The sequence below is a fragment of the Antarcticirhabdus aurantiaca genome (genome assembly GCF_009765365.1).
Taxonomy (GTDB): Bacteria; Pseudomonadota; Alphaproteobacteria; order Rhizobiales; family Rhizobiaceae; genus Antarcticirhabdus; species Antarcticirhabdus aurantiaca.
In genome coordinates this window covers 67,608-87,263 of record NZ_VTOM01000012.1, presented here as the reverse complement: position 1 = coordinate 87,263, position 19,656 = coordinate 67,608, and the positions used below count along the sequence as shown (strand labels likewise).

Genomic DNA, 19,656 nt, shown 5'->3' with positions numbered 1-19,656 from the left:
GGGAGGAACGAGGCGTGGCGGAATGCGACGCGCGTCCTCGCCTCAGATCAGGCTGAGGAAGGCCGCCAGCACCAGCCCGAGCGCCAGCCCGGCGGCGACCTCCTGCGGTTTGTGGCCCATGCGCTCGCGCAGGCGCGCGATCTCCGCGTCCTCGGGGTGGAGGCGCTTGAAGTGGCCGACATGGCGGCCGATGCGCTGGCGAAGGTCCATCGCGTCGATGATCACGATGACGGCGAGGGTCAGCGCCACGGAAAAGGCGGGCGTGCCGAAGCCCTCCTTCAGGCCGATCAGCCAGAAGGTCGTCGCGACGATCGTGGTGTGGGTGCTCACCGCCCCGCCGAGGCCGATCCGCCCGAAGGCGGCGGAGCGGTCGGCCACGCTGTTGATGGCGAACTTCAGGCTGCCGGCGGCGAGGTAGCCGAGGAGCGGGGCGAGCGGATAGGCGAGGTCCAAGGCGACGGGCCTCCTGATTCGTGACGGTCGAGCGAGGGGATCAGATCGACAGGCGCTTGAACAGGACTTCCGGGACCGACTTGATGATCGTCATGATCAGCCGCCAGAAGGCGGGATAATAGATCTCGTTGCGCCCCTTGTTCGCGGCCTTGAGGCAGGCCTTCGCCGCCCCTTGCGGGGACGCCACGAGAAACAGGCCGGGCTGGCCCCAGGTCATCGCCGTGTCGAGGAAGCCGGGCTTCACCGTCAGCACGCTCACCCCGTCCGGCTGAAGGCGCGAGCGCCAGCCGCCGAGAAAGGCGTGGAGCCCCGCCTTGGCCGAGCCGTAGACGAAGTTGAGCCGCCGCCCCCGATCGCCCGCGACCGAGCCGAGCACCACGACCCTTCCCCCCTTCTGGGCGCGCAAGCCCGGCTCCAGGCGCGTGGCGACCGACACGAAGGACAGGTAGTTCACCTCGACGATCTGCCGGGCGATCGAGAAGTCGGCGATCGCCTCGTCCTGGTTGCGCATGGTACCGGCGGCGAAGAAGACGTTGAGGCGCTTGCGCGCCGCGAAGCGCCAGACGTCACCCACGAAGGCGTCGTGATCGTCGAAGGCCGTGGCGTCCCAGTGCATGGCTTCAGTCCGCCGCCCGGTGTGCACGGCGATGTCGGCGGCGCTCGCCTCGATGTCCTCGAGGTCCCGCGCGGCCAGCACGATGTCGGCGCCGGCCTTGGCCGCTTCCATGGCGAAGGCGCGCCCGACCGAGGAGCTCGCGCCGATGACGACCCAGACGTCGCCCGTGTCTCCCGTCTCGCCCACGCCCGTCACGCGTCGCTCCGGATGCCGAGCCGCCGCGACAGGTCCGAGCCCAGGCGCCGGTCGGGATCGACGCGGTCGAGCACCGCCCGGAACCGGGGCAGCTCGGGATACATCATGCGGAACCCTTGCGCCGACAGGGCGGCGTCCTTGGCGAGGTAGATGCGCCCGCCGTGATCGAGAACGATGCGCTCCAGCCGCGCCATCAGGTCGAGCGTGCCGTCGCGGCGGGGAAAGTCGAGCGCCAGCGTGAAGCCCGGCCGCGGGAAGGACAGCATGCCCCGCCCCGCCTCGCCCAGCGACTTCAGCACCGCGAGGAAGGAGGCCGATCGCGCCTCGCCGATCACCTCCAGGAGCTTGCGCAGGCCCGCCTCCGCCTCCTCGTAGGGCAGGACGCACTGGAACTGGAAGAAGCCGCGCTTGCCGTACATCCGGTTCCAGTCGCCAAGCGCGTCGAGCGGGTAGAGGAAGGTCGGAAAATCGACGGTCCGCTCGCGGCCATCGGCCGGAATGCGGCGGTAGTAGAGCGCGTTGAAGAGGCCGACCGAGGCCGGGTTCAGGACCACGCCCGGCAGGTCGACGGGCAGGCGCTTCGCCCGTTTCGGCCTGCCCCGCTCGAAGCCGGACAGGGCATGGTTGGCCGCCTCGACGACGCCGCGCCCGAGGCTCGGCCCGGAGGCGAGCGCGTCGATCCAGGCGACGGAATAGGTGTCGCGCCCATGCGTCTCGACGAGCCGCTCCATCATGGCGGCAAGGTTCGGCGCGCGCGCCTCGCGCACCACGACGTTGGAGGAGGTGACCTTCGTCAGCCGCAGCGCGAGCCGCGTGACGATGCCGGTGAGGCCGAGGCCGCCGACGGTGGCGTCGAAGAGCTCGGCGTCGCTGTCCGGCGAAACGCGCCGCACCTCGCCGGAGGGCAGCGCCAGGTCGAACCATTCGACGTGGCTGCCGAAGCTGCCGGCGCTCCAATGGTTCTTGCCGTGGACGTCGTTGGCGAGCGCCCCACCCATGGTCGCGAAGGCCGTGCCGGGCGACACGGGCGCGACGAAGCCGCGGTGGAGAAAGGTCTCGGCGAGGTCCTTGAAGGTGACCCCGGGCTCGCAGACAAGGAGGCCCGTCGCCTCGTCGAAGGCGAGCATGCGGTCGAGCCGACCGGTCAGCATCGTGCGCCCGCCGTCGTTCAGGGCGACGTCGCCGTAGGAGCGGCCGGCGCCGTAGGCGATGAGGCCCTCCCCGCCCGGCTCGTTGAAGGCGGTCTCGATCTCGCCGCGACGCTCGGCGCGCGCGGCCTGGGTCCGGGCCGTCGAAGTGCGGCCCCAGCCCGTCAGGGCGACGTCCTTCCACTTCATCGGGCCGCGGCCCTCGCCTGGCGAAGCGCGGCGGGCATGACGGCGAAGCCGAGCCCGACGGCGAACCAGAGGGTCGTCACGCGGCTGACCACCGTCGCAGGGATCGCGATCGACATCGGGACCCCGGCGATGGCGAGAAGCGCCAGCATGGTGCCTTCCGTGCCGCCAAGCCCTCCGGGAACCAGCGTCAGCGCGCCGACGAGCATGCCGGCGGTAAAGACGAGGACGCAGAAGAACAGGCCGACCTCCGCGCCCAGCGCGTGGAGCGTGAGGTAGAGCGCGAAGCATTCCGCCGCCCAACCGATCACGGCGAGGACCAGCGTGGAGAGCGCGAGCTTCGGGGTGAACAGTGCCGCCGTGTCGCGCGCGGCCTTGCGGGCGCGGCCGAACAGGCGCGGCCAGCGGCCGAAGAGGCGGTAGCCGTGGTAGACGGCGCTGGCCGCCGAGCGCGGCCAGAGCGCCAGCACCACCATCACCGAGGTCGCAGCGGCCGCGACCGCCAGGAGCCAGGGCTGCGCCGTCGAGGCCGACAGGCCGACGAGGAGCAGGAGCCCGACGGCGCCCATGTCGCTGATCCGGTCGGCGACGAGGAGCGGCAGGGTGCGATCGTAGCGGTGCCCCTCGACGCGCTCCATCAGCCAGAGCCGGAAGGCCTCGCCCACGCGCCCCGGCGTCGTCGTCATGGCGAAGCCCGCGACGTAGGTCATCGCCGACTGCTTCAAGGTGGGCTCGAGCCCGAGATGGCGGGCATACAGGTGCCAGCGCAGGATGCGCAGGCCGTAGTTGAGGAGCGACAGGGCCAGGAGGCTCGCCAGGAGGCCGAGCGAGATGCGGGACAGCTGCGCCCAGATCTCCGCCCCGCCCGCCGCCACGGCGGCAACCGCCGCGAGCGCGACGAAGCCCACCACGGAGGCGATGACGGCGAATTCGGTCTGCCGGGCGCTCGGCAGTGTCAGGCTGGTCATCGACGCGGTCACATGTAGATCAGGAGCGAGAAGGCGAGCGTCCACAGCGCCATGCAGACGATCAGGAACCTGTCGGACAGAACGATCATGGTCGGCGCCCCCGAGCGCTCCTCGACGAGCGCGATCTGAAGATAGCGCAGGATGCCGGCGAGGACGAACGGAACCGTGAAGTAGAGCTGCTCGCTGTTGAGCCGGGCCGCGACCTCCGAATCCGTCGTGTACATGATGTAGGCGACGAGGAGCGCGCCGAGCACCACCGAGATCGCCGCGTCGAGGAAGGGCTTGGTGTAGCCCGCCAGCGCCTGCCGGTGCCCGGTGCCGAGCGAGCGGGCGAGATCGTCGCGGCGCTTGGCGAGCGCCAGGAACAAGGCCACGAGCCCCGTGCACATGATGATCCAGACGCTCGGCTCGACGTCGATCAGCTCCGCCCCGGCGAAGACGCGCAGGATGAAGCCGAAGGTGATCGTCAGGACGTCGACGATCGACACGTCCTTGAGGCCGCTGGAATAAGCGACGTTGACGAGGAAGTAGACGGCCGCGAGCCCGCCGAAGATCGGGTCGAGCCAGGTCGCCCAGGCGAGACCGCCGCCGAGCGTCAGGGCGAAGAGCCACAGCGCCTCGTTGGGCGAGACCGCGCCGCTGGCGATCGGGCGCGCCCGCTTCACCGGATGGCGCCGGTCGGCCTCGCGGTCCATGTAGTCGTTGAGGATGTAGACGGCGCTCGCCACGAGGCAGAAGGCCATGACGCCGGCCGCGACCCGAAGCACGTTGTCGAAGCCGAGGGCGTCGGGCGTGAAGAACAGCGGCGCCGCCACGAAGGCGTTCTTGACCCACTGGTGCGGGCGCAGCAGTCGGATCGGCGCCGGAAGGCTCTCGATCCGCCGCTTCAGGCCCAGCGAGGGAAGGCGCCGGCGTGGAAGCACGCGATCGAGATCGATGCCGGAAGTTTCAGTCATTCTGCGCGTCCGCCTGTCAAAGGATTACCCTTGCCGCCCCCGTGCGGGACGACGCTCGACTTGCCCTGCCCTATCCCTTGCCCCGGCGCGTTGTGGCAGCGTCCGAGACATCCCTTCGCGGAGCGCCGAGGGCGAGCTTGCCGCCCCCGGAATCGTTTCGTCGACCTCGACCCGTATCCGCCGCAGCGGAGGGGGGTCGGACCGGCAACCCGGCTCTCCGGCCGGCGTCAGCGCGGCCGCGGGAGCGAGGACGCCGTCAGGCTCCCCCGCATCGATCCTGCGGGAAGACCGGAACGTTCGGCGGACGGTTCGGGGACGGCATCGTCGCGGCGAGGGGACGAGGATCCCGGTTCGCACCACGCAGAACGCCCACCGGTTTCGGCCGAAAAGACAGCACAGCCAGCCTCGTCGTTCGGCAACCGGAAGGTTACCGCGATCGAAGGGTCAAATGGGTCGAAAACACCGGAGTTCCGTCACATTCGCAGAAAATCTTAATCATATTTACGTGGCCGACGCACATTGGCAGGGTGCAGCCGCCATCCTACGGGCTCCCGGGACGCGCCCGTCTCACCCCCTGCCGGCGCGGGTCTCGAGCTCCGCCTCCAGGGCGCAAAGGTCGAGCGCCAGGGCGATGCGGAAGGTGTCCGCGTCGGCTTCCGACATCTGCGCGGCGGCCGTGCGGGCGAGCCGGTCGTAGAGCACGGCGCGGGCTTCCGCATCGCTCGGCACGGGCTCCGCCCGCCGCCCGAGCGCGGCGAATGCGCGATCGAGCCGCCGGCCGAGGCGGCGCTCGATCTCGGCGCTCGAAAGCTCCGCCGGCGCGGCCCCGCCGTCCGCGTCCCCGCAGCCGCCGCCCGCGGCCGTAAAGCGCCGCAGCGCCGCCTCCATCGTCCTCAGGCCGTCCCCGTTCTCGCTCTGCGCGGCCATGTCCGGCTCCCGTTTCAGTCGGCGTAGAGGGCCGCCGCGTCGCGCTTCAGCGCGGCGCGCGAATCGTCGCGGAAGTACATCATGTGGCCGCCCTCGTAGGTCGAGAGCCGGATCGGCTCGGCGCCCGCGAGCGTCGGCAGCTGCCGCAGGAGATAGGCCGAGACGGTGTAGGGCGTGATGAGGTCGGAATAGCCGTGCGCGACGAGGACGCCCATCGCCGGGTTCAGCGCGCGTCCCGCCTGGAGGTCGTCGAGGACGCCGGCATAGCCCTGGCGGCTCGGGGAGGTCCCGTAGTCCCAGTCGCGGCCGAGCTCGCGGTTGAGGAGGCGGTAGCTGATGTCGGTGCGATAGCCCAGCTCGTTGCGCGCGTAATCCACGAAGGCGGCGGTCAGCGCCGGGACGCTCCGGTCGAGAACCGCGTCGGGACCAACGGGAAAGGCCGATTCCGGCGCGATGTCGGGACTCGCCAGCGTGCCGTCATAGGGGCTCAGCACCTCGCCTGCGCCGCGCTCGCGCTCCTTGGCGAAGACGTCCGGCGTCAGCCGGGCGAAGCGGCGCCGGACCACCTCCTCGGGCAGGCCGGTCAGCCGCGCCACCTCGCCGCTCGCGCGGTCCCTCCCGAATTCGAGCCCGCTCGCCAGCGCTTCGAGATAGGGGCCGAGCGCGTAGGCCTCGGCCTCCGCCACCCCGCGCCGCAGCGCGTCGCCGCTCACCCCCTGCCGCTCGAGGTTCGCCGCCGCGAGCGCGGGCAGCGTCAGCGCGTAGGTCAGCGGCTGGTACTCGTCGCCGTAGACGAAGGAGAATTCGAGCGCCGGCGAGATCATGACGATGCCGCTCGGGCGGATGCCGACGTCCTCCTGCAGGGTGCGGGCGAGAAGCGCGGCGCGAAAGCCGCCATAGCTCTCGCCGGCCAGGAAGACCGGCGATCCCGTGCGGTCGTGGCTCTGCAGGAACAGGCGGATGAAGGCGCCCATCGCCGCGGCGTCCTGCTCGACGCCGAGGAAGTCGCGGATGGCCTTGCCCGGCGCCTCGCGGCTGTAGCCCGTTCCCACGGGATCGACGAAGACGAGGTCGGTCATGTCGAGCCAGGTGTCGGGATTGTCGCGAAGCCGCGCCGGCGGCGGGGCGAAGCCGCCGTCGGGCTCGGTGGCGAGGATGCGGGGGCCGAGCGCCCCGATGTGGAGATAGGCCGAGGCCGCGCCCGGCCCGCCGTTGAAGACGAAGGTGATCGGACGATCGCGCGCCCCCTCGCCGGCCGGCGGGTCGCGCCAATAGGCGGTGTAGAAGATTTCCGCCGTCACCTCGCCCGCGCCGCCGAGAAGCGAGAGCGTGCCGGCCTCCGCCTCGTAGGGGATGACGGTGCCCCCGACCGTCACGGAATGGCGGCTGCGCACGGGCGCCGGCAGGAGCGACAGGATGCCGCCGTTCGGCGCGGGCCGCTCGGCGGCGGGCGCCTCGGCCTCCGGCGCGGGCGAGGGCGCGGGCTCCTGCGCGCGGCCGGCGCTTGCGCCGGCGAGCAAGGACAGAGCGAGGAGCGCAGCGGCGCCCCGGCGGAGGGAAAGGCGGCGGGTCATGAGGGCGCGAGATAGGGCGACGGCGGCGCCCGGCGCCCTTGGACGGCTCAAGATGCCGCGAGGAACGATCCGGCGCACCCGGCGATTGTCGTTTCAAACGCGGCGCCGAACGACAAGCGGCGCGCCAACCAGGCAGGACGACCATGGACCCGAGGATCGACGACGACGAGGACCGCATCCGCGCCAAGGCGCACGAGCTTTGGGAAGCCGAGGGCCGGCCGGAGGGCAAGGCCGACCGGCACTGGGAAGAAGCCAAGGAAATCGTCGCCCTTCGGGACAGCTTCGGCTCGACCCTGCGCCCGCTCGAGGAAACGGTGGACGATCCCGTCGAGCCGGCCATCGCCTTCGAGAACCAGGGCGACGTACCGGGCCTCACCGATCTCGGCGAGGGGCCGCGCGGTCCGAACTGGACCTCGACCTACGACGCCGACGGCCAGGACACGAGCAGCCAGGACGACGCCCTCGACTCCGTGGCCGTCCAGTCGGCCAAGGTGCGCCGCGGCGCGGCCTCGAACCGCTGAAAGGAGCCGACATGCCCCGCCAGTTTCCCGAGCAGAGCGACCCGACCACCGCCGACAGCGGCAACTATGCCGACGAGGGCGAGCTGAGCCCGGCCGACCGCGCGCTTCTGGAAAGCGCCACCGCCGAGCTTGCCCGCGACCCCGCCGACCGCCAGCCCGGCACGATCGACGACGACGACGATCTGCGCATCGACGTCGGCACGCAGCCGGTGAGCGACGTCGAGGGCCTTCGCGAGACCTCGGGCTACGAGGAAACCGAGGACGGCCTCGACGACATCGCCGAGACCGTGCGCCGCGAGGCCGAGGACCGCCCGACCGGCGAGCCGGACGAAGACTTCGCCGCCTGAACGAGGGCGGCCCGGCGGATCGGCGGCCGTGTCACGGCCACCGGTCCGCCCTATCTTCCGGCACGCGCGCCCCGCCTGCCTGTTCGTCCGGAGCGCCGCTCCCGCTTCCATCCTGCGAGCCGCCCGGCCGTGACCCTTCTTGCCTCGCTCTTCGCCACGGCGCTCGCGCTCGCCGCCCTCTGCCTTCTCGGCCTCGTTCTCGTCACCCTCGTCGTCGCCCTGCGCGTGAGCCGCGCCCTGCCGCCGCGCGGCGGCTTCGTCGATCTCGGCTCGACGCGCCTTCATTACGTCGAAAAGGGCGAAGGCCCGGCGATCGTGATGATCCACGGTCTCGGCGGCCAGACCGGCAATTTCGAGCACTCTCTTCTGGATCGCCTGTCCGACTCCTTCCGCGTCGTTCTCGTCGACCGGCCGGGCTCCGGCTATTCCACCCGGCGTCCCGGCGAGATGGAAAGCATGTCCGCCCAGGCCGCGGCCATCGCGGCGCTGATCGACCGTCTCGGCCTGGAGCGCCCGCTGGTGGTCGGCCATTCGCTCGGCGGCGGCGTCGCGCTGGCGCTGGCGCTCGACCATCCTCGCGCGACGAGCGGCCTCGCGCTCCTGTCGCCGCTGACCCACATGCCGGACGAGGTGCCCAAGGCCCTCGCCAAGCTGGCGCTGCGCTCCGCGCTCGCGCGCCGCCTCGTCGCCTGGACGATCGCGACGCCGCTCGGACTTCGCGGCGGACGGCGCACCCTCGACATGGTCTTCGCTCCCGACGCCCCGCCCGAGGATTTCGGCCTCAAGGCGGGCGGGCTGATGGCGTTGCGTCCCGCGAGCTTCGTCGCCGCCTCTGCCGACCTCGTCGCGCTGGAATCGGAGCTGCCGCGCCTGATGGCGCGCTATGAGGAGCTTTCGGTGCCGGTCGCGATCCTGTTCGGCCGGGGCGACACGATCCTGGACCCCGAGATTCACGGCGAGCGGATGGTCGCCGCCCATCCGGCCACGCGGCTCGACCTCGTCGAAGGGGGGCACATGCTGCTCGTCTCGCAGCCCGACCTCGTCGCCGACTGGATCCGCGACTGCGCGGCGCGCTTCGCGCGAGAGCCGGCCACAGAACGTCTGGGAATGACGACGCAACGATCCGCGGTGGCCGGGACTTTTCCCTCGGACCTCATCGAAAGGAGCGCGCCATGACGGTCCCGTTCCCCTTCCGGAACTCCTATGCGAACCTGCCCGAGCGCTTCTTCGTGTCCGTGGCCCCGCGCGAGGTGCCCGCACCCCGCATCCTCAAGCTCAACCGCCCGCTCGCCGCCGAGCTCGGCCTCGACACGCAGGCCCTCGACAGCGTGCAGGGCGCCGAGATCCTCGCCGGCATGCGCGCGCCGGAGGGCGCGGCCTCGATCGCGCTCGCCTATGCCGGCCACCAGTTCGGCCATTTCGTGCCCCAGCTCGGCGACGGGCGCGCCCTTCTCCTCGGCGAGGTGGTGGACGTCCACGGGCGCCGCCGCGACCTCCAGCTCAAGGGCTCGGGCCCGACGCCCTTCTCGCGCGGTGCCGACGGGCGCGCGGCGCTCGGGCCGGTGCTTCGCGAATACGTCGTGTCCGAAGCGATGAACGCCCTCGGCGTGCCGACGACGCGCGCCCTCGCCGCCGTTCTCACCGGCGAAACGGTGGTGCGCGAAACGCTCCTGCCCGGCGCGGTGCTCACCCGCGTCGCGGCCAGCCACATCCGCGTCGGCACCTTCCAGTTCTTCGCGGCCCGCCGCGACGAGGAGGGCGTGCGCGCCCTTGCCGACTACGCCATCGAGCGCCACTACCCCGACGCCGCGAACGCCCCGAACCCCTACCGCGCCTTCCTGGACGCGGTCGCCGCGGCCCAGGCCGACCTCGTGTCGCGCTGGCTCCTTCTCGGCTTCATCCACGGCGTGATGAACACCGACAACACCGCCATTTCCGGCGAGACCATCGACTACGGCCCCTGCGCCTTCATGGACCACTACGACCCGATGGCGGTCTTCTCCTCCATCGACCGCCAGGGCCGCTACGCCTATGCCAACCAGCCGGCGATCGTGCAGTGGAACCTCGCCCGCCTCGCCGAATGCCTGCTGCCGCTCCTCGACGACGATCAGGAGAAGGCCGTCGCCTCCGCCAACGAGGCGCTCGCGCCGGTCCTGCCGCGCATCAACGGCAACTACCGCGCCGGCCTTCGCGCCAAGCTGGGCCTTGCCACCGAGCAGGACGGCGACGGCGACCTCGCCCACGACCTCCTCGACGTCATGGCGGCGAACCGCGCCGACTTCACCCTTCTCTTCCGCGGCCTCGCCGACGCCGCCGCCGACCCGGCCGCCGACGAGGCGGTGCGCACCCTCTTCGCCGACCCCGCCGCCTTCGACGGCTGGGCCAAGCGCTGGCGCGCCCGCCTCGCGCAGGAGCCGAACGTCGCCGGCGAGGCGCGCCGGGCCGCCATGCGCCGCGTCAGCCCCGCCTTCATCCCGCGCAACCACCGGGTCGAAGCCATGATCCGCGCCGCCGTCGACCGGCAGGACTTCGCCCCCTTCGAACAGCTCCTCGCCATCCTCGCCCGCCCCTTTGACGACCAGCCCGAGCACGCCGAATTCATGGCTCCGCCCCAGGAAGAGGAGCGCGTCCTCCAGACCTTCTGCGGGACCTGAGGCGAGCGGGCCGCAGCTTGGCTCCGCCGACCCTCATCCGCCTGCCGGCACGGTCTCCCGAAGCGGGAGAAGGGGGCTGCGCCTGTCTCGGAGGGGCATGGATCGCCCCTCCGACCGCATTTGCCGCATTGCAGCGCCTCGCGGCTCCCTTACCTCCCGCCCATGCACTCCGACACCGCCCTCGCCCCGCCGCCGATCGTTCCCGCCCGCACCGCCGGCATCCTCGCCGTGTCCGGCCTCGCAAAGTCCGTGCCGGCCGGGCGGCAGCTCTTCTCCGGGCTCGATCTCGCGGTCGCGCCGGGCGAGGTCGTCGCGATCGTCGGAGAGTCCGGCGTCGGCAAGTCGACGCTCCTCAACATCCTGGCCGGCCTCGACGAGGCCGACCGCGGCGAGGTGCGCATCGAGGGCGCGGCGATCGGGCCGCTCGACGAGGCCGGCCGCACGCGCCTGCGGCGCGAGCGCATCGGCTTCGTCTTTCAGGCCTTCCACATCCTGCCCTATCTCACCCTCGCCCAGAACGTCGCCCTGCCGCTCGCCCTCGTGTCCGCCGACCAGCCCCGCATCGAGGCGCGCGCGCTGGCCATGCTGGAAGCCGTCGGCCTGGGAGACCGCGGCGCCTCCTACGCCCGCGACCTGTCGGGCGGCGAGCTGCAGCGCGTCGCCATCGCCCGCGCCCTCGTCCACGAGCCGGCGCTGATCCTCGCCGACGAGCCGACCGGCAACCTCGATCCGGAGACCGCGGGCCGCGTCCTCGACCTCTTCGCCCGCGAGGTGCGCTCCGGCGACGCCGCCGCCGTGATCGTCACCCATTCGCGCGCCACCGCCGCCATCGCCGACCGCGTCCTCGTGCTGACCGCGGGCGGCCTTCGCCCGGCCGACGCGTGAGCGCCCTCCCCGCCGTCCCTCCGCCCTCGCGGGCCGGCCTCGTCTCGGCGCGCCTCGCGTTGCGCTGGCTCATCGCCGGCGAGTGGCGCGCCCATCCCGCGCGCTTCCTCCTGACCGCGGTCGCCATCGCGGTCGGCGTCGCGCTGGGCTTCGCGGTCCACCTCGTCAACGGCTCGGCCCTCGCCTCCTTCGAAGGGGCGGTGAGGAGCGTCAACGGCGCGGCCGACCTCCAGGTGCGCGCCGCGAGCAGCCTCGGCTTCGACGAAGCGCTCTACCCGGACGTCGCCCGCGCCGCCGGCGTCTCCGACGCGAGCCCGGTGGTGGTTCTCGACGCGCGGGCGGACGGCGCCGAGTTCACGCTTCTCGGCCTCGACGTCATCCGCGCCGCCCGCGTCAGCCCGAGCCTCGTCGGGCTCAACTCCAGCGGCCCCGACCGCAGCCGCGACTCGATCTTCTCCGCCGAAACGCTGTTCCTGTCGCGCGCCGCCCTCGCCGCAACCGGCCGGGCCGTCGGCGACACGCTGGAGGTCTCGGCCAACGGCCGCACCGTTCCCTTGCGCATCGCCGGCATCCTCGACGGCGTCGGTGAGGGTCAGGCGATCGGCACCATGGATATCGCCGCCGCGCAGTGGCGCTTCGATCGGCTCGGCCGGCTCGACCGCATCGACCTCGCCCTCGCCGACCGCCGCGCGGCCGAAAACGCCCTCACCCCGCTCCTGCCGCCCGGCGCGACGCTGTCCAGCGAGGACAGCGAGGCGACGCGCGGCGCCAACCTGTCGCGCGCCTACCGCATCAACCTCACCATGCTGGCGCTCGTCGCGCTTCTCACTGGCGGCTTCCTCGTCTTCTCCGCCCAGTCGCTCTCCGTCGCGCGGCGCCTGCGCGCCTTCGCGCTGGTGCGCACCCTCGGCCTGCCGCGGCGCGGCATCGTCGCGGCGGTGGCGCTGGAAGGGCTCCTCATCGGCGTTGTCGGGGGCGTCGTCGGCCTCCTCGCCGGCTGGAGCCTCGCCACCCTCGCGCTGCGCTGGTTCGGCGGGGATCTGGGCGCCGGCTACTTCTCCGGCGCGGCGACAAAGGTCGTCGTCTCGCCGCTCGCCGCCCTCGGCTTCTTCGGCCTCGGCCTCCTCTCCGCCCTTCTCGGCAGCGTGCTGCCCGCCCGCGCCGCCTCGCGTGCCGCGCCCGCCGCGGCCCTGAAGACCAGCGGCGACATGGCCGATCCGCGCAAGCCCGTGCCGTGGAAGCCCGCCGCCGCGCTTCTCGCCCTCGGCACGCTCGCCAGCTTCCTGCCCGCCCTGAACGGCGTGCCGGTCTTCGGCTATGCCGGCATGGCGCTGCTGCTCGCCGGGGGCGTCGCAGGCGTGCCCTGGCTCGCGCGGCGCCTCCTCGGACCGTTGGCGAGCGCCCGCATCCGCCGGCCCGCCGCGCTTCTCGCCGTGCGCCACGTCCACGGCGCGCCGGGCGAGGCGGCGACGGCGCTGTGCGGCATCGTCGCGAGCACCGCGCTGATGATCGCCATGGCCACCATGGTCACGAGCTTCCGCGTCGCCGTCGACGACTGGCTCGCGCAGGTCCTCGTCGCCGACGTCTACGTCCGGGCCGAAGGCGCCGGCGGCATCGACCCGGAGGCCCAAGCCTCGCTCGCCGCGGTGCCGGGCATCGCCCGCGTCGAGTTCAGCCGCCAGCTCCCTCTCTCGCTCGCACCCGACCGCCCGCCCGTGACGCTGCTCGCCCGGCCGATCGATCCGGCCCGCGAGGGCGGCCTTCTGGTCCTCGTCGAGGGTCCGGCGGAGGTGCCGGCCGGCACGACGCCGGTCTGGATCTCCGAGCCCGCCGCGCGGCTCTACGACTGGTCGCCCGGCACGGAGATCGCGCTGCCCCTCGGCGAGAACGCCCGCTTCGCGGTCGCCGGCGTCTGGCGCGACTATGCCCGCCAGTCCGGCGCCGTCATGCTCGACGAGGCGGATTATGCCCGCATCACCGGCGACGCGACGCGCGACGAGGCGGCGGTGACGCTGGCGCCGGGCGCGGATGCGGGCGCGGTCTCCGCCGCCCTCCTCGCCGCGGCGCCGCCGGGCTCCACGGTCGCGCGGCCGGCGGAGCTGCGGGCCTTCGCGCTCGACCTCTTCGACCGCTCCTTCTCCGTCACCTACGTGCTGGAGGCCGTCGCGATCCTCGTCGGCCTTGCCGGCGTCGCCGCGACCATGTCGGCGCAGACGGTGGCGCGGGTGCGCGAGTTCGGCATGCTGCGCCATCTCGGCCTGGAAAAGCGCACCATCACCGCCATGCTCGGCCTCGAAGGCGCGATCCTCGGCGGCGTCGGCGGCGTCGCGGGCGTCGCGCTCGGGGCCGTGCTCGCCCAGGTGCTGATCCACGTCATCAACCCGCAGAGCTTCAACTGGACCATGGACACGCGCTGGCCGATCGGCACCATCCTCGCCGTCGTCGCGGCGCTGGTGATGGCGGCCGCGCTCACCGCCATGGTCGCCGCCCGCCGCGCGACCGCGCCGCAAGCCGTCGCCGCCGTGCGCGAGGACTGGTGAGGACCCCGATGCGCTTCCTGATCTCGCTTCTCCTCCTGATCGCCCTGGCTCTTCCGGCCGGCGCGCAGGAGCGGGTGGCCTACCCAGCCGTCGAGCCCGGCCGCGTCTTCGCCTTTCCGGCCGACCACGGCGCCCATTCCGACTTCCGCACCGAATGGTGGTACGTCACGGGCTGGCTGAAGGCGCCGGACGGGCGCGATCTCGGCTTCCAGGTCACCTTCTTCCGCTCGCGGCCCGAAACCGACGAGGCGAACCCCAGCCGCTTCGCCCCCGGCCAGATCCTCTTCGCCCATGCCGGCCTGTCGGACCCGGAGACGGGCCGCCTCCTCCACGGCGAGCGCGCCGCCCGCGCCGGCTTCGGCCTCGCCGAGGCCTCGACCATGGACGCCGACGTCGTCCTCCAGGACTGGACCTTCAAGCGCCGCCCGGACGGCACCTTCGAGACCCGCGTCGAAACGCCCGACTTCGCCTTCGACTTCGCCTTCGCGCCGACGCAGGGCGAGTTCCTCCAGGGCGAGAACGGCTACAGCCGGAAGGGACCCAAGCCCGAGGAGGCGAGCCACTACTACTCCCTGCCCCACCTCCAGGTCTCCGGCACGCTGACCCGCGGCGGCGAGGCGCAGCCCGTCACCGGCGAGGCCTGGCTCGACCGCGAATGGTCCTCCTCCTACCTCGCGCCCGATGCCGCCGGCTGGGACTGGACCGGCCTCAACCTCGACGACGGCGGCGCCCTCATGGCCTTCCGCATCCGGGGCAAGAACGGCGGCACGCTGTGGGCCGGCGGCTCGCTGCGCCGCCCCGACGGCGAGATCGTCCGCTTCGCGCACGAGGACGTTTCGCTCGAGCCCGTGCGCACCTGGCGCTCGCCGGACACGAACGCCGAATATCCGGTCGAGCAGCTCCTCACCGTCCGCCTGCCCGAAGGCGAGCGGCGCTTTCCGATCGTGCCCCTCTTCGACGCGCAGGAACTCGACGGCCGCTCGGGCGGCCTGCCGGTTTATTGGGAAGGGGCGGTTCGCACGGAGGGCGGACGCGGCTATCTGGAGCTGACGGGCTACGTCGACCCGCTGGAGATGTGACACCAGTTGAGCCAGGGACATGAAGCAACCGTCGCTGTCGCCGTCGCCATCGTCGGCGGCGGGCCGGCCGGCCTGATGGCGGCGGAGGTGCTGTCGGCGGCGGGCCGAACGGTCACGGTCTACGAGCGCATGCCGACGCCGGGGCGCAAGTTCCTGCTCGCCGGCAAGTCCGGCCTCAACCTCACCCATGCCGAGCCCTTTGAGCGCTTCGCCGCCCGCTTCGGCGCGGCCTCGCCCGCCTTGCGCCCGGCGCTCGACGCCTTCACGCCGGACGATCTTCGCGCCTGGGCGGCCGACCTCGGCGTCGAAACGTTCGTCGGCTCCTCCGGCCGCGTCTTCCCGCGCGAGATGAAGGCCTCGCCGCTCCTGCGCGCCTGGCGCCGGCGCCTGGAGCATCGCGGCGTGCGCCTTCTCACCCGCCACCATTGGACCGGCTTCGACGGGGCGGCGCTGCGCTTCGAGACGCTGGAGGGCGAGATCCGCGTCGAGCCCGCCGCAACCCTCCTGGCGCTGGGCGGCGCGAGCTGGCCGCGCCTCGGCTCGGACGGCGCCTGGGCGCCCGTCCTCGAAGCGGACGGCCTTCCCGTCCGTCCGCTCCGGCCGGCCAATTGCGGCTTCGACGTCGCCTGGTCGGACGTGATGCGCGAGCGCTTCGCCGGCGAGCCGGTGAAGGCCGTGACGGTCCGCCTCGGCGACGGGCCGCCCCTCCCCGGCGAGTTCGTCGTCACCCGCCACGGCGTCGAGGGGAGCCTCGTCTACGCCGTCGCCGCCGAGCTGCGCGACCGCCTGGACGCGGGAGGGGCGGCGGCGCTCATCCTCGACCTCGCCCCCGGCCGGACCGAGGCGGCGCTCGCCAAGGCCCTCGCCCGCCAACCGGCCTCCGCGAGCTTCGCCAACCGCCTGCGCAAGGGCGCCGGCCTCACCGGCGTCAAGGCCGCGCTCCTGCGCGAGCTCGCGGGAGAAGACGAGCGCCGCGATGCTGCCCGCCTCGCCGCCCGCATCAAGGCGCTGGAGCTTCCCGTTCGTCGCCCGCGCCCGATCGCCGAGGCGATCTCCACCGCCGGCGGCCTCGCCTTCGACGCGCTCGACGCGCGCTTCATGGCGATCGACCGGCCCGGCCTGTTCCTGGCCGGCGAGATGCTCGACTGGGAAGCCCCGACCGGCGGCTATCTCCTCACCGCCTGCATGGCGACGGGCCGCGCCGCCGGTTTCGGCATCGATCGATGGCTGGCGGAGCGGTAGACCCTCAGCCGCCGCCGATACCCTCCTGGACGATGCCGGTGCCCTGGCAGTTCGAACACTCCGCATCGCCCTTGCGTCCCGTGCCCGAGCAGGCCGGGCAGATGTCCTCGCCGCTGCCGGGCGTGCCGGGGGCCGCCTCGTCGCCAGGCTTCAGAGGGGCCGCGCCGGTCTCGTTCTCGCCGTCGATCATGGGTCGTCTCCTTCGCGGTTGGTGTCGCTCCAACGCCCGAGCCGCCGCTTCGGCTGCAACCCTGGTCCCCCGCATCCCGTTGACGCCTCAAGGACGACGCCAAGGGGACAAGGATGCCATGACCGACGACACCCGCAAGCAACCGGCCGCCGACGCCGACAAGCCCGGTACCGCCGCCAAATCCCCGCCAGCCGGGCCGCACGCGCGGCCGGATCTGACCGATCCCGACAAGACGCCCGGCACCGGAAGCCTGCCCGATGCCGACAAGGACGAGGCGGACGCCAGCACCGGCTAAGCATTCCTCCGATCGGATCGGGGCGCCGCGCCATTGTCTTGCTGCGAGGCGCCCCTATCCACGATCCTTCATGCAAGAGGATCCTCGATCGATGGACATGAAAGCCGCCCCGACGGGGCCCGAGGCGGGCAACACGATGCGCGCGGCCGTGGTGACGGGGGCCGGCGCGATGCGCGTCGAAAACGCGCCCCTGCCGCAGCCCGGCCCGGGCGAGGTGCGCGTGCGCATGGAAGGCTGCGGCGTCTGTGCCTCCAACCTCGCGCCCTGGTCGGGGCCGGACTGGATGCAGTTCCCGACCGAGCCCGGCGGCCTCGGTCACGAGGGCTGGGGCACGGTGGATGCGCTCGGGCAAGGCGTCGAGGGCCTGGCGGTCGGCGACCGCGTCGCCACCCTCTTCTACAAGAGCTACGCCACCCACGACGTCGGCCCCGCCACCAACGCCGTGAAGCTCCCCGACGCGCTCGCCGGCACGCCTTTTCCCGGCGAGCCGCTGGGCTGCGCGATGAACATCCTCCGCCGATCCGAGATCAAGCCCGGCGACACGGTCGCGATCATCGGCATCGGCTTCCTCGGCGCGCTGCTGACGCGCCTCGCCTCGAACGCGGGAGCCCGCGTCATCGCGATCTCGCGGCGGGCCTTCTCGCTCGACGTCGCCAAGCAGATGGGTGCGGCCGAGACGATCGCGATGGACGATCACTGGCGGATCATCGAGGAGGTCAAGCGCCTGACCGACGACGCGCTCTGCCCGGTGACGATCGAGGCGATCGGCAAGCAGTGGCCGCTGGACCTCGCCGCCGAACTCACCGCCGAGCGCGGTCGCCTCGTGATCGCGGGCTATCACCAGGACGGCCCGCGTCAGGTCAACATGCAGATGTGGAACTGGCGCGGATTCGACGTCACCGTCGCCCACGAGCGCGACCCGGCCGTCTACATCAGGGGTATCCGGGAGGCCGTGGACGCCGTGGCGGCAGGGCGCCTCGACCTTTCGCCGCTCCTCACCCACACCTATCCGCTCGAACGGCTCGGCGAGGCGCTCGACGCCACGCGCGATCGGCCGGACGGCTTCATGAAGGCTTTGGTCACCATGTGAGCGGACGGGCGCCCCGCCGGTTGCCGCACAAGCATTTCCTTGGCAACCAAGCGCGCCGGCGCCCCCTTCTCCAAGGCTTCTTTGCTCACAGGAGACCGCCCATGGCCGGCAGCACGAAGACCGACGGTGCCCACAAGACCGTAACCCCCTCGCCCGAACTCGCCGCCATCGCCGGCAAGGAGCCGCTGAAGCGCACCGAGGTCGTGTCCAAGGTCTGGGACTACATCAAGAAGCACAACCTTCAGGACCCGAAGGACAAGCGCCAGATCGTCGCCGACGAGAAGCTGGAGAAGGTCTTCGGCAAGAAGGAGGTGTCGATGTTCGAGATGAACAAGCACCTCTCGGCGCATCTGAAATAGGGCGCCGCCCGCGTGTAACGGGACAAGAACCCGAGTCGAGGCGGCAAGGCCCGCCTCGACCACGCCGCAGGGAAACCCTTTCTTCCTCACGCCACGTCGTCGGCCCGGGCTTGACCCGGGATCCATGCTCCCGCGCGCCTTATGGCAGAACCGGCCGACATCCTGCGCCCGCCCGTCGACCACCGCGGTCATGGTCAGCGATTTGGAAGGGAGCCCGGGTCAAGCCCGGGATGACGAAGCGAAGAGGAAAGCGTTCGCTGGAGGCCATCTGCCGGGGGCGATGCGCATAAGCATCGGCGGAACGGCCGCTTCAGCCCGCTTCCCCCGCGATGAACGCCTCCACCTCGCGATGCGCCGCATCGTCCGTCATCTGTTCGGGCGGGTGCTTGCAGAAGAAGGCGGACGGGGCGAGGATCGGGCCGGACAGGCCCCGGTCGCGCGCCAGGGCGGCGCAGCGGACCATGTCGATGGCGACGCCGGCGGAGTTGGGGCTGTCTTCCACCGACAGGCGCATCTCCAGGTTCATCGGCACGCCGCCGAAGAGCTGCCCCTCCATGCGGATGAAGGCGACCTTGTTGTCGTTCTGCCAGGCGACGTAGTCGCTCGGGCCGACATGGATGTTCTCGTCCTCCAGCCGCCGCTCGGCCACCGCCTGGACGGCCTCGGTCTTCGACACCTTCTTTGAGGCGAGGCGCGTCCGGTTCGACATGTTGAGGAAGTCGGTGTTGCCGCCGGTGTTGAGCTGGTAGGTGCGCTCCAGCTTCACGCCGCGCTTCTTGAAGAGGTCCGTCAGGACGCGGTGGACGATCGTCGCGCCGAGCTGCGCCTTGATGTCGTCGCCGACGATCGGCACGCCGGCGGCGCGGAAGCGCTCCGCCCAGACCGGGTCGCTGGCGATGAAGACGGGAATGTTGTTGACGAAGGCGACGCCCGCCTCCAGCGCGCATTCGGCGTAGAACTCGCTCGCCTTCTGGCTGCCGACCGGCAGGTAGTTCATCATCACGTCGACGTTCGCCGCGCGCAGCGCCTCCACGACCTCCGCCCGGCTCGGCTCGGCCTCGTCGGCGACGAGGAAGGTGCGGCTCTCGTCGGGATAGTCGCCCATGTGCTCGGCGACGCCGTCGAGGACGGGCCCCATGCGCACCGTCGCGCCCGTCGGGTCGAGGTCGGGCGCGAAGACGGCGGTGCAGTTCGGCTTGGCGAAGACGGCCTCCGCAACGTCCCGCCCGACCTTCCGCTTGTCGACGTCCCAGGCCGCCACCACCCGCACGTCCGACGGGCGGTACCCGCCGATCTCCAGGTGCATGAGGCCGGCGAGGTCGTTGGCGCCGTCGCGATAGTGCTGCAGCCCCTGGACGAAGGAGCTGGCGCAGTTGCCGACGCCGACGAGGGCGACGCGGATGCCGGGGCGGGAGAGGGCGTCCATGGGGA

Annotated in this window: 20 protein-coding genes; 11 read left to right on the top strand and 9 right to left on the bottom strand. The window is 72.2% G+C overall.

Annotated features, from left to right (window positions below):
- Positions 1-42 precede the first annotated feature (42 nt).
- The 7 genes from FZN60_RS15355 to FZN60_RS15325 all read right to left on the bottom strand — a co-directional run bounded on the left by FZN60_RS15355 (position 43) and on the right by FZN60_RS15325 (position 7,023).
- Positions 43-453, bottom strand: coding sequence for a divergent PAP2 family protein (locus FZN60_RS15355; protein ID WP_158874374.1), 411 nt, complete (start codon positions 451-453; stop codon positions 43-45).
- A gap of 40 nt (positions 454-493) precedes the next feature.
- A complete protein-coding gene (locus FZN60_RS15350) occupies positions 494-1,264 on the bottom strand; it encodes an SDR family NAD(P)-dependent oxidoreductase (RefSeq protein WP_158874373.1) in 771 nt (256 codons plus the stop codon).
- Positions 1,261-2,601 (bottom strand): FAD-binding oxidoreductase, encoded by a 1,341-nt coding sequence (locus FZN60_RS15345; RefSeq protein WP_158874372.1) that lies wholly within the window; start codon positions 2,599-2,601, stop codon positions 1,261-1,263. The genes FZN60_RS15350 and FZN60_RS15345 overlap by 4 nt, the downstream gene beginning before the upstream one ends.
- The gene (locus FZN60_RS15340) at positions 2,598-3,566 is read right to left on the bottom strand and encodes a lysylphosphatidylglycerol synthase transmembrane domain-containing protein (protein WP_158874371.1); all 969 of its coding nucleotides are present in this window, start codon (positions 3,564-3,566) and stop codon (positions 2,598-2,600) included. Before FZN60_RS15340 ends, FZN60_RS15345 begins: the two co-directional genes overlap by 4 nt.
- An 8-nt stretch (positions 3,567-3,574) precedes the next feature.
- Positions 3,575-4,522, bottom strand: coding sequence for a decaprenyl-phosphate phosphoribosyltransferase (locus tag FZN60_RS15335; RefSeq protein ID WP_158874370.1), 948 nt, complete (start codon positions 4,520-4,522; stop codon positions 3,575-3,577).
- Between the two features lie 567 nt (positions 4,523-5,089).
- Positions 5,090-5,449 (bottom strand): hypothetical protein, encoded by a 360-nt coding sequence (locus tag FZN60_RS15330; RefSeq protein WP_158874369.1) that lies wholly within the window; start codon positions 5,447-5,449, stop codon positions 5,090-5,092.
- Positions 5,450-5,463: 14 nt separating this feature from the next.
- Entirely contained in the window at positions 5,464-7,023 is a 1,560-nt protein-coding gene (locus FZN60_RS15325) for a S10 family peptidase (RefSeq protein WP_158874368.1), read from the bottom strand.
- A 143-nt stretch (positions 7,024-7,166) separates the two neighbouring features.
- Here FZN60_RS15325 and FZN60_RS15320 point away from each other — a divergent pair, with 143 nt between their 5' ends.
- From FZN60_RS15320 to FZN60_RS15285, 8 genes are all read left to right on the top strand, one after another.
- Complete coding sequence (locus FZN60_RS15320; protein ID WP_158874367.1) at positions 7,167-7,544, top strand: DUF2934 domain-containing protein; 378 nt, start codon at positions 7,167-7,169, stop codon at positions 7,542-7,544.
- An 11-nt stretch (positions 7,545-7,555) separates the two neighbouring features.
- Entirely contained in the window at positions 7,556-7,891 is a 336-nt protein-coding gene (locus FZN60_RS15315; protein WP_158874366.1) for a hypothetical protein, read from the top strand.
- A 129-nt stretch (positions 7,892-8,020) separates the two neighbouring features.
- Positions 8,021-9,067, top strand: a complete 1,047-nt coding sequence (locus FZN60_RS15310) for an alpha/beta fold hydrolase (RefSeq protein ID WP_158874365.1) — start codon at positions 8,021-8,023, stop codon at positions 9,065-9,067.
- Entirely contained in the window at positions 9,064-10,545 is a 1,482-nt protein-coding gene (locus FZN60_RS15305; protein ID WP_158874364.1) for a protein adenylyltransferase SelO, read from the top strand. Before FZN60_RS15310 ends, FZN60_RS15305 begins: the two co-directional genes overlap by 4 nt.
- A 162-nt stretch (positions 10,546-10,707) precedes the next feature.
- Complete coding sequence (locus tag FZN60_RS15300; RefSeq protein WP_158874363.1) at positions 10,708-11,430, top strand: ABC transporter ATP-binding protein; 723 nt, start codon at positions 10,708-10,710, stop codon at positions 11,428-11,430.
- A complete protein-coding gene (locus FZN60_RS15295) occupies positions 11,427-13,970 on the top strand; it encodes an FtsX-like permease family protein (RefSeq protein ID WP_158874362.1) in 2,544 nt (847 codons plus the stop codon). The genes FZN60_RS15300 and FZN60_RS15295 overlap by 4 nt, the downstream gene beginning before the upstream one ends.
- On the top strand, positions 13,967-15,049 hold the full coding sequence (locus FZN60_RS15290; RefSeq protein WP_246726838.1) for a lipocalin-like domain-containing protein: 1,083 nt from the start codon (positions 13,967-13,969) through the stop codon (positions 15,047-15,049). The genes FZN60_RS15295 and FZN60_RS15290 overlap by 4 nt, the downstream gene beginning before the upstream one ends.
- A 6-nt stretch (positions 15,050-15,055) precedes the next feature.
- Positions 15,056-16,291 (top strand): TIGR03862 family flavoprotein, encoded by a 1,236-nt coding sequence (locus FZN60_RS15285; protein ID WP_255475997.1) that lies wholly within the window; start codon positions 15,056-15,058, stop codon positions 16,289-16,291.
- 4 nt (positions 16,292-16,295) lie between these two features.
- Here the strand turns inward: FZN60_RS15285 and FZN60_RS15280 are convergent, their stop codons facing one another.
- On the bottom strand, positions 16,296-16,481 hold the full coding sequence (locus FZN60_RS15280) for a hypothetical protein (protein WP_158874361.1): 186 nt from the start codon (positions 16,479-16,481) through the stop codon (positions 16,296-16,298).
- A 118-nt stretch (positions 16,482-16,599) separates the two neighbouring features.
- On the opposite strand from FZN60_RS15280, the gene FZN60_RS15275 reads away from it, so the two are divergent.
- The 3 genes from FZN60_RS15275 to FZN60_RS15265 all read left to right on the top strand — a co-directional run bounded on the left by FZN60_RS15275 (position 16,600) and on the right by FZN60_RS15265 (position 18,225).
- Positions 16,600-16,776 carry a hypothetical protein gene (locus tag FZN60_RS15275; RefSeq protein ID WP_158874360.1) on the top strand — a complete coding sequence of 59 codons (177 nt, stop codon included), beginning with the start codon at positions 16,600-16,602 and terminating at the stop codon, positions 16,774-16,776.
- Positions 16,777-16,867: 91 nt separating this feature from the next.
- Positions 16,868-17,866 (top strand): MDR/zinc-dependent alcohol dehydrogenase-like family protein, encoded by a 999-nt coding sequence (locus FZN60_RS15270; RefSeq protein ID WP_158874359.1) that lies wholly within the window; start codon positions 16,868-16,870, stop codon positions 17,864-17,866.
- A gap of 101 nt (positions 17,867-17,967) precedes the next feature.
- The gene (locus FZN60_RS15265; RefSeq protein ID WP_158874358.1) at positions 17,968-18,225 is read left to right on the top strand and encodes an SWIB/MDM2 domain-containing protein; all 258 of its coding nucleotides are present in this window, start codon (positions 17,968-17,970) and stop codon (positions 18,223-18,225) included.
- Positions 18,226-18,535: 310 nt separating this feature from the next.
- Here the strand turns inward: FZN60_RS15265 and FZN60_RS15260 are convergent, their stop codons facing one another.
- Positions 18,536-19,651, bottom strand: a complete 1,116-nt coding sequence (locus FZN60_RS15260) for an inositol-3-phosphate synthase (protein ID WP_158874357.1) — start codon at positions 19,649-19,651, stop codon at positions 18,536-18,538.
- Positions 19,652-19,656: the final 5 nt, after the last annotated feature.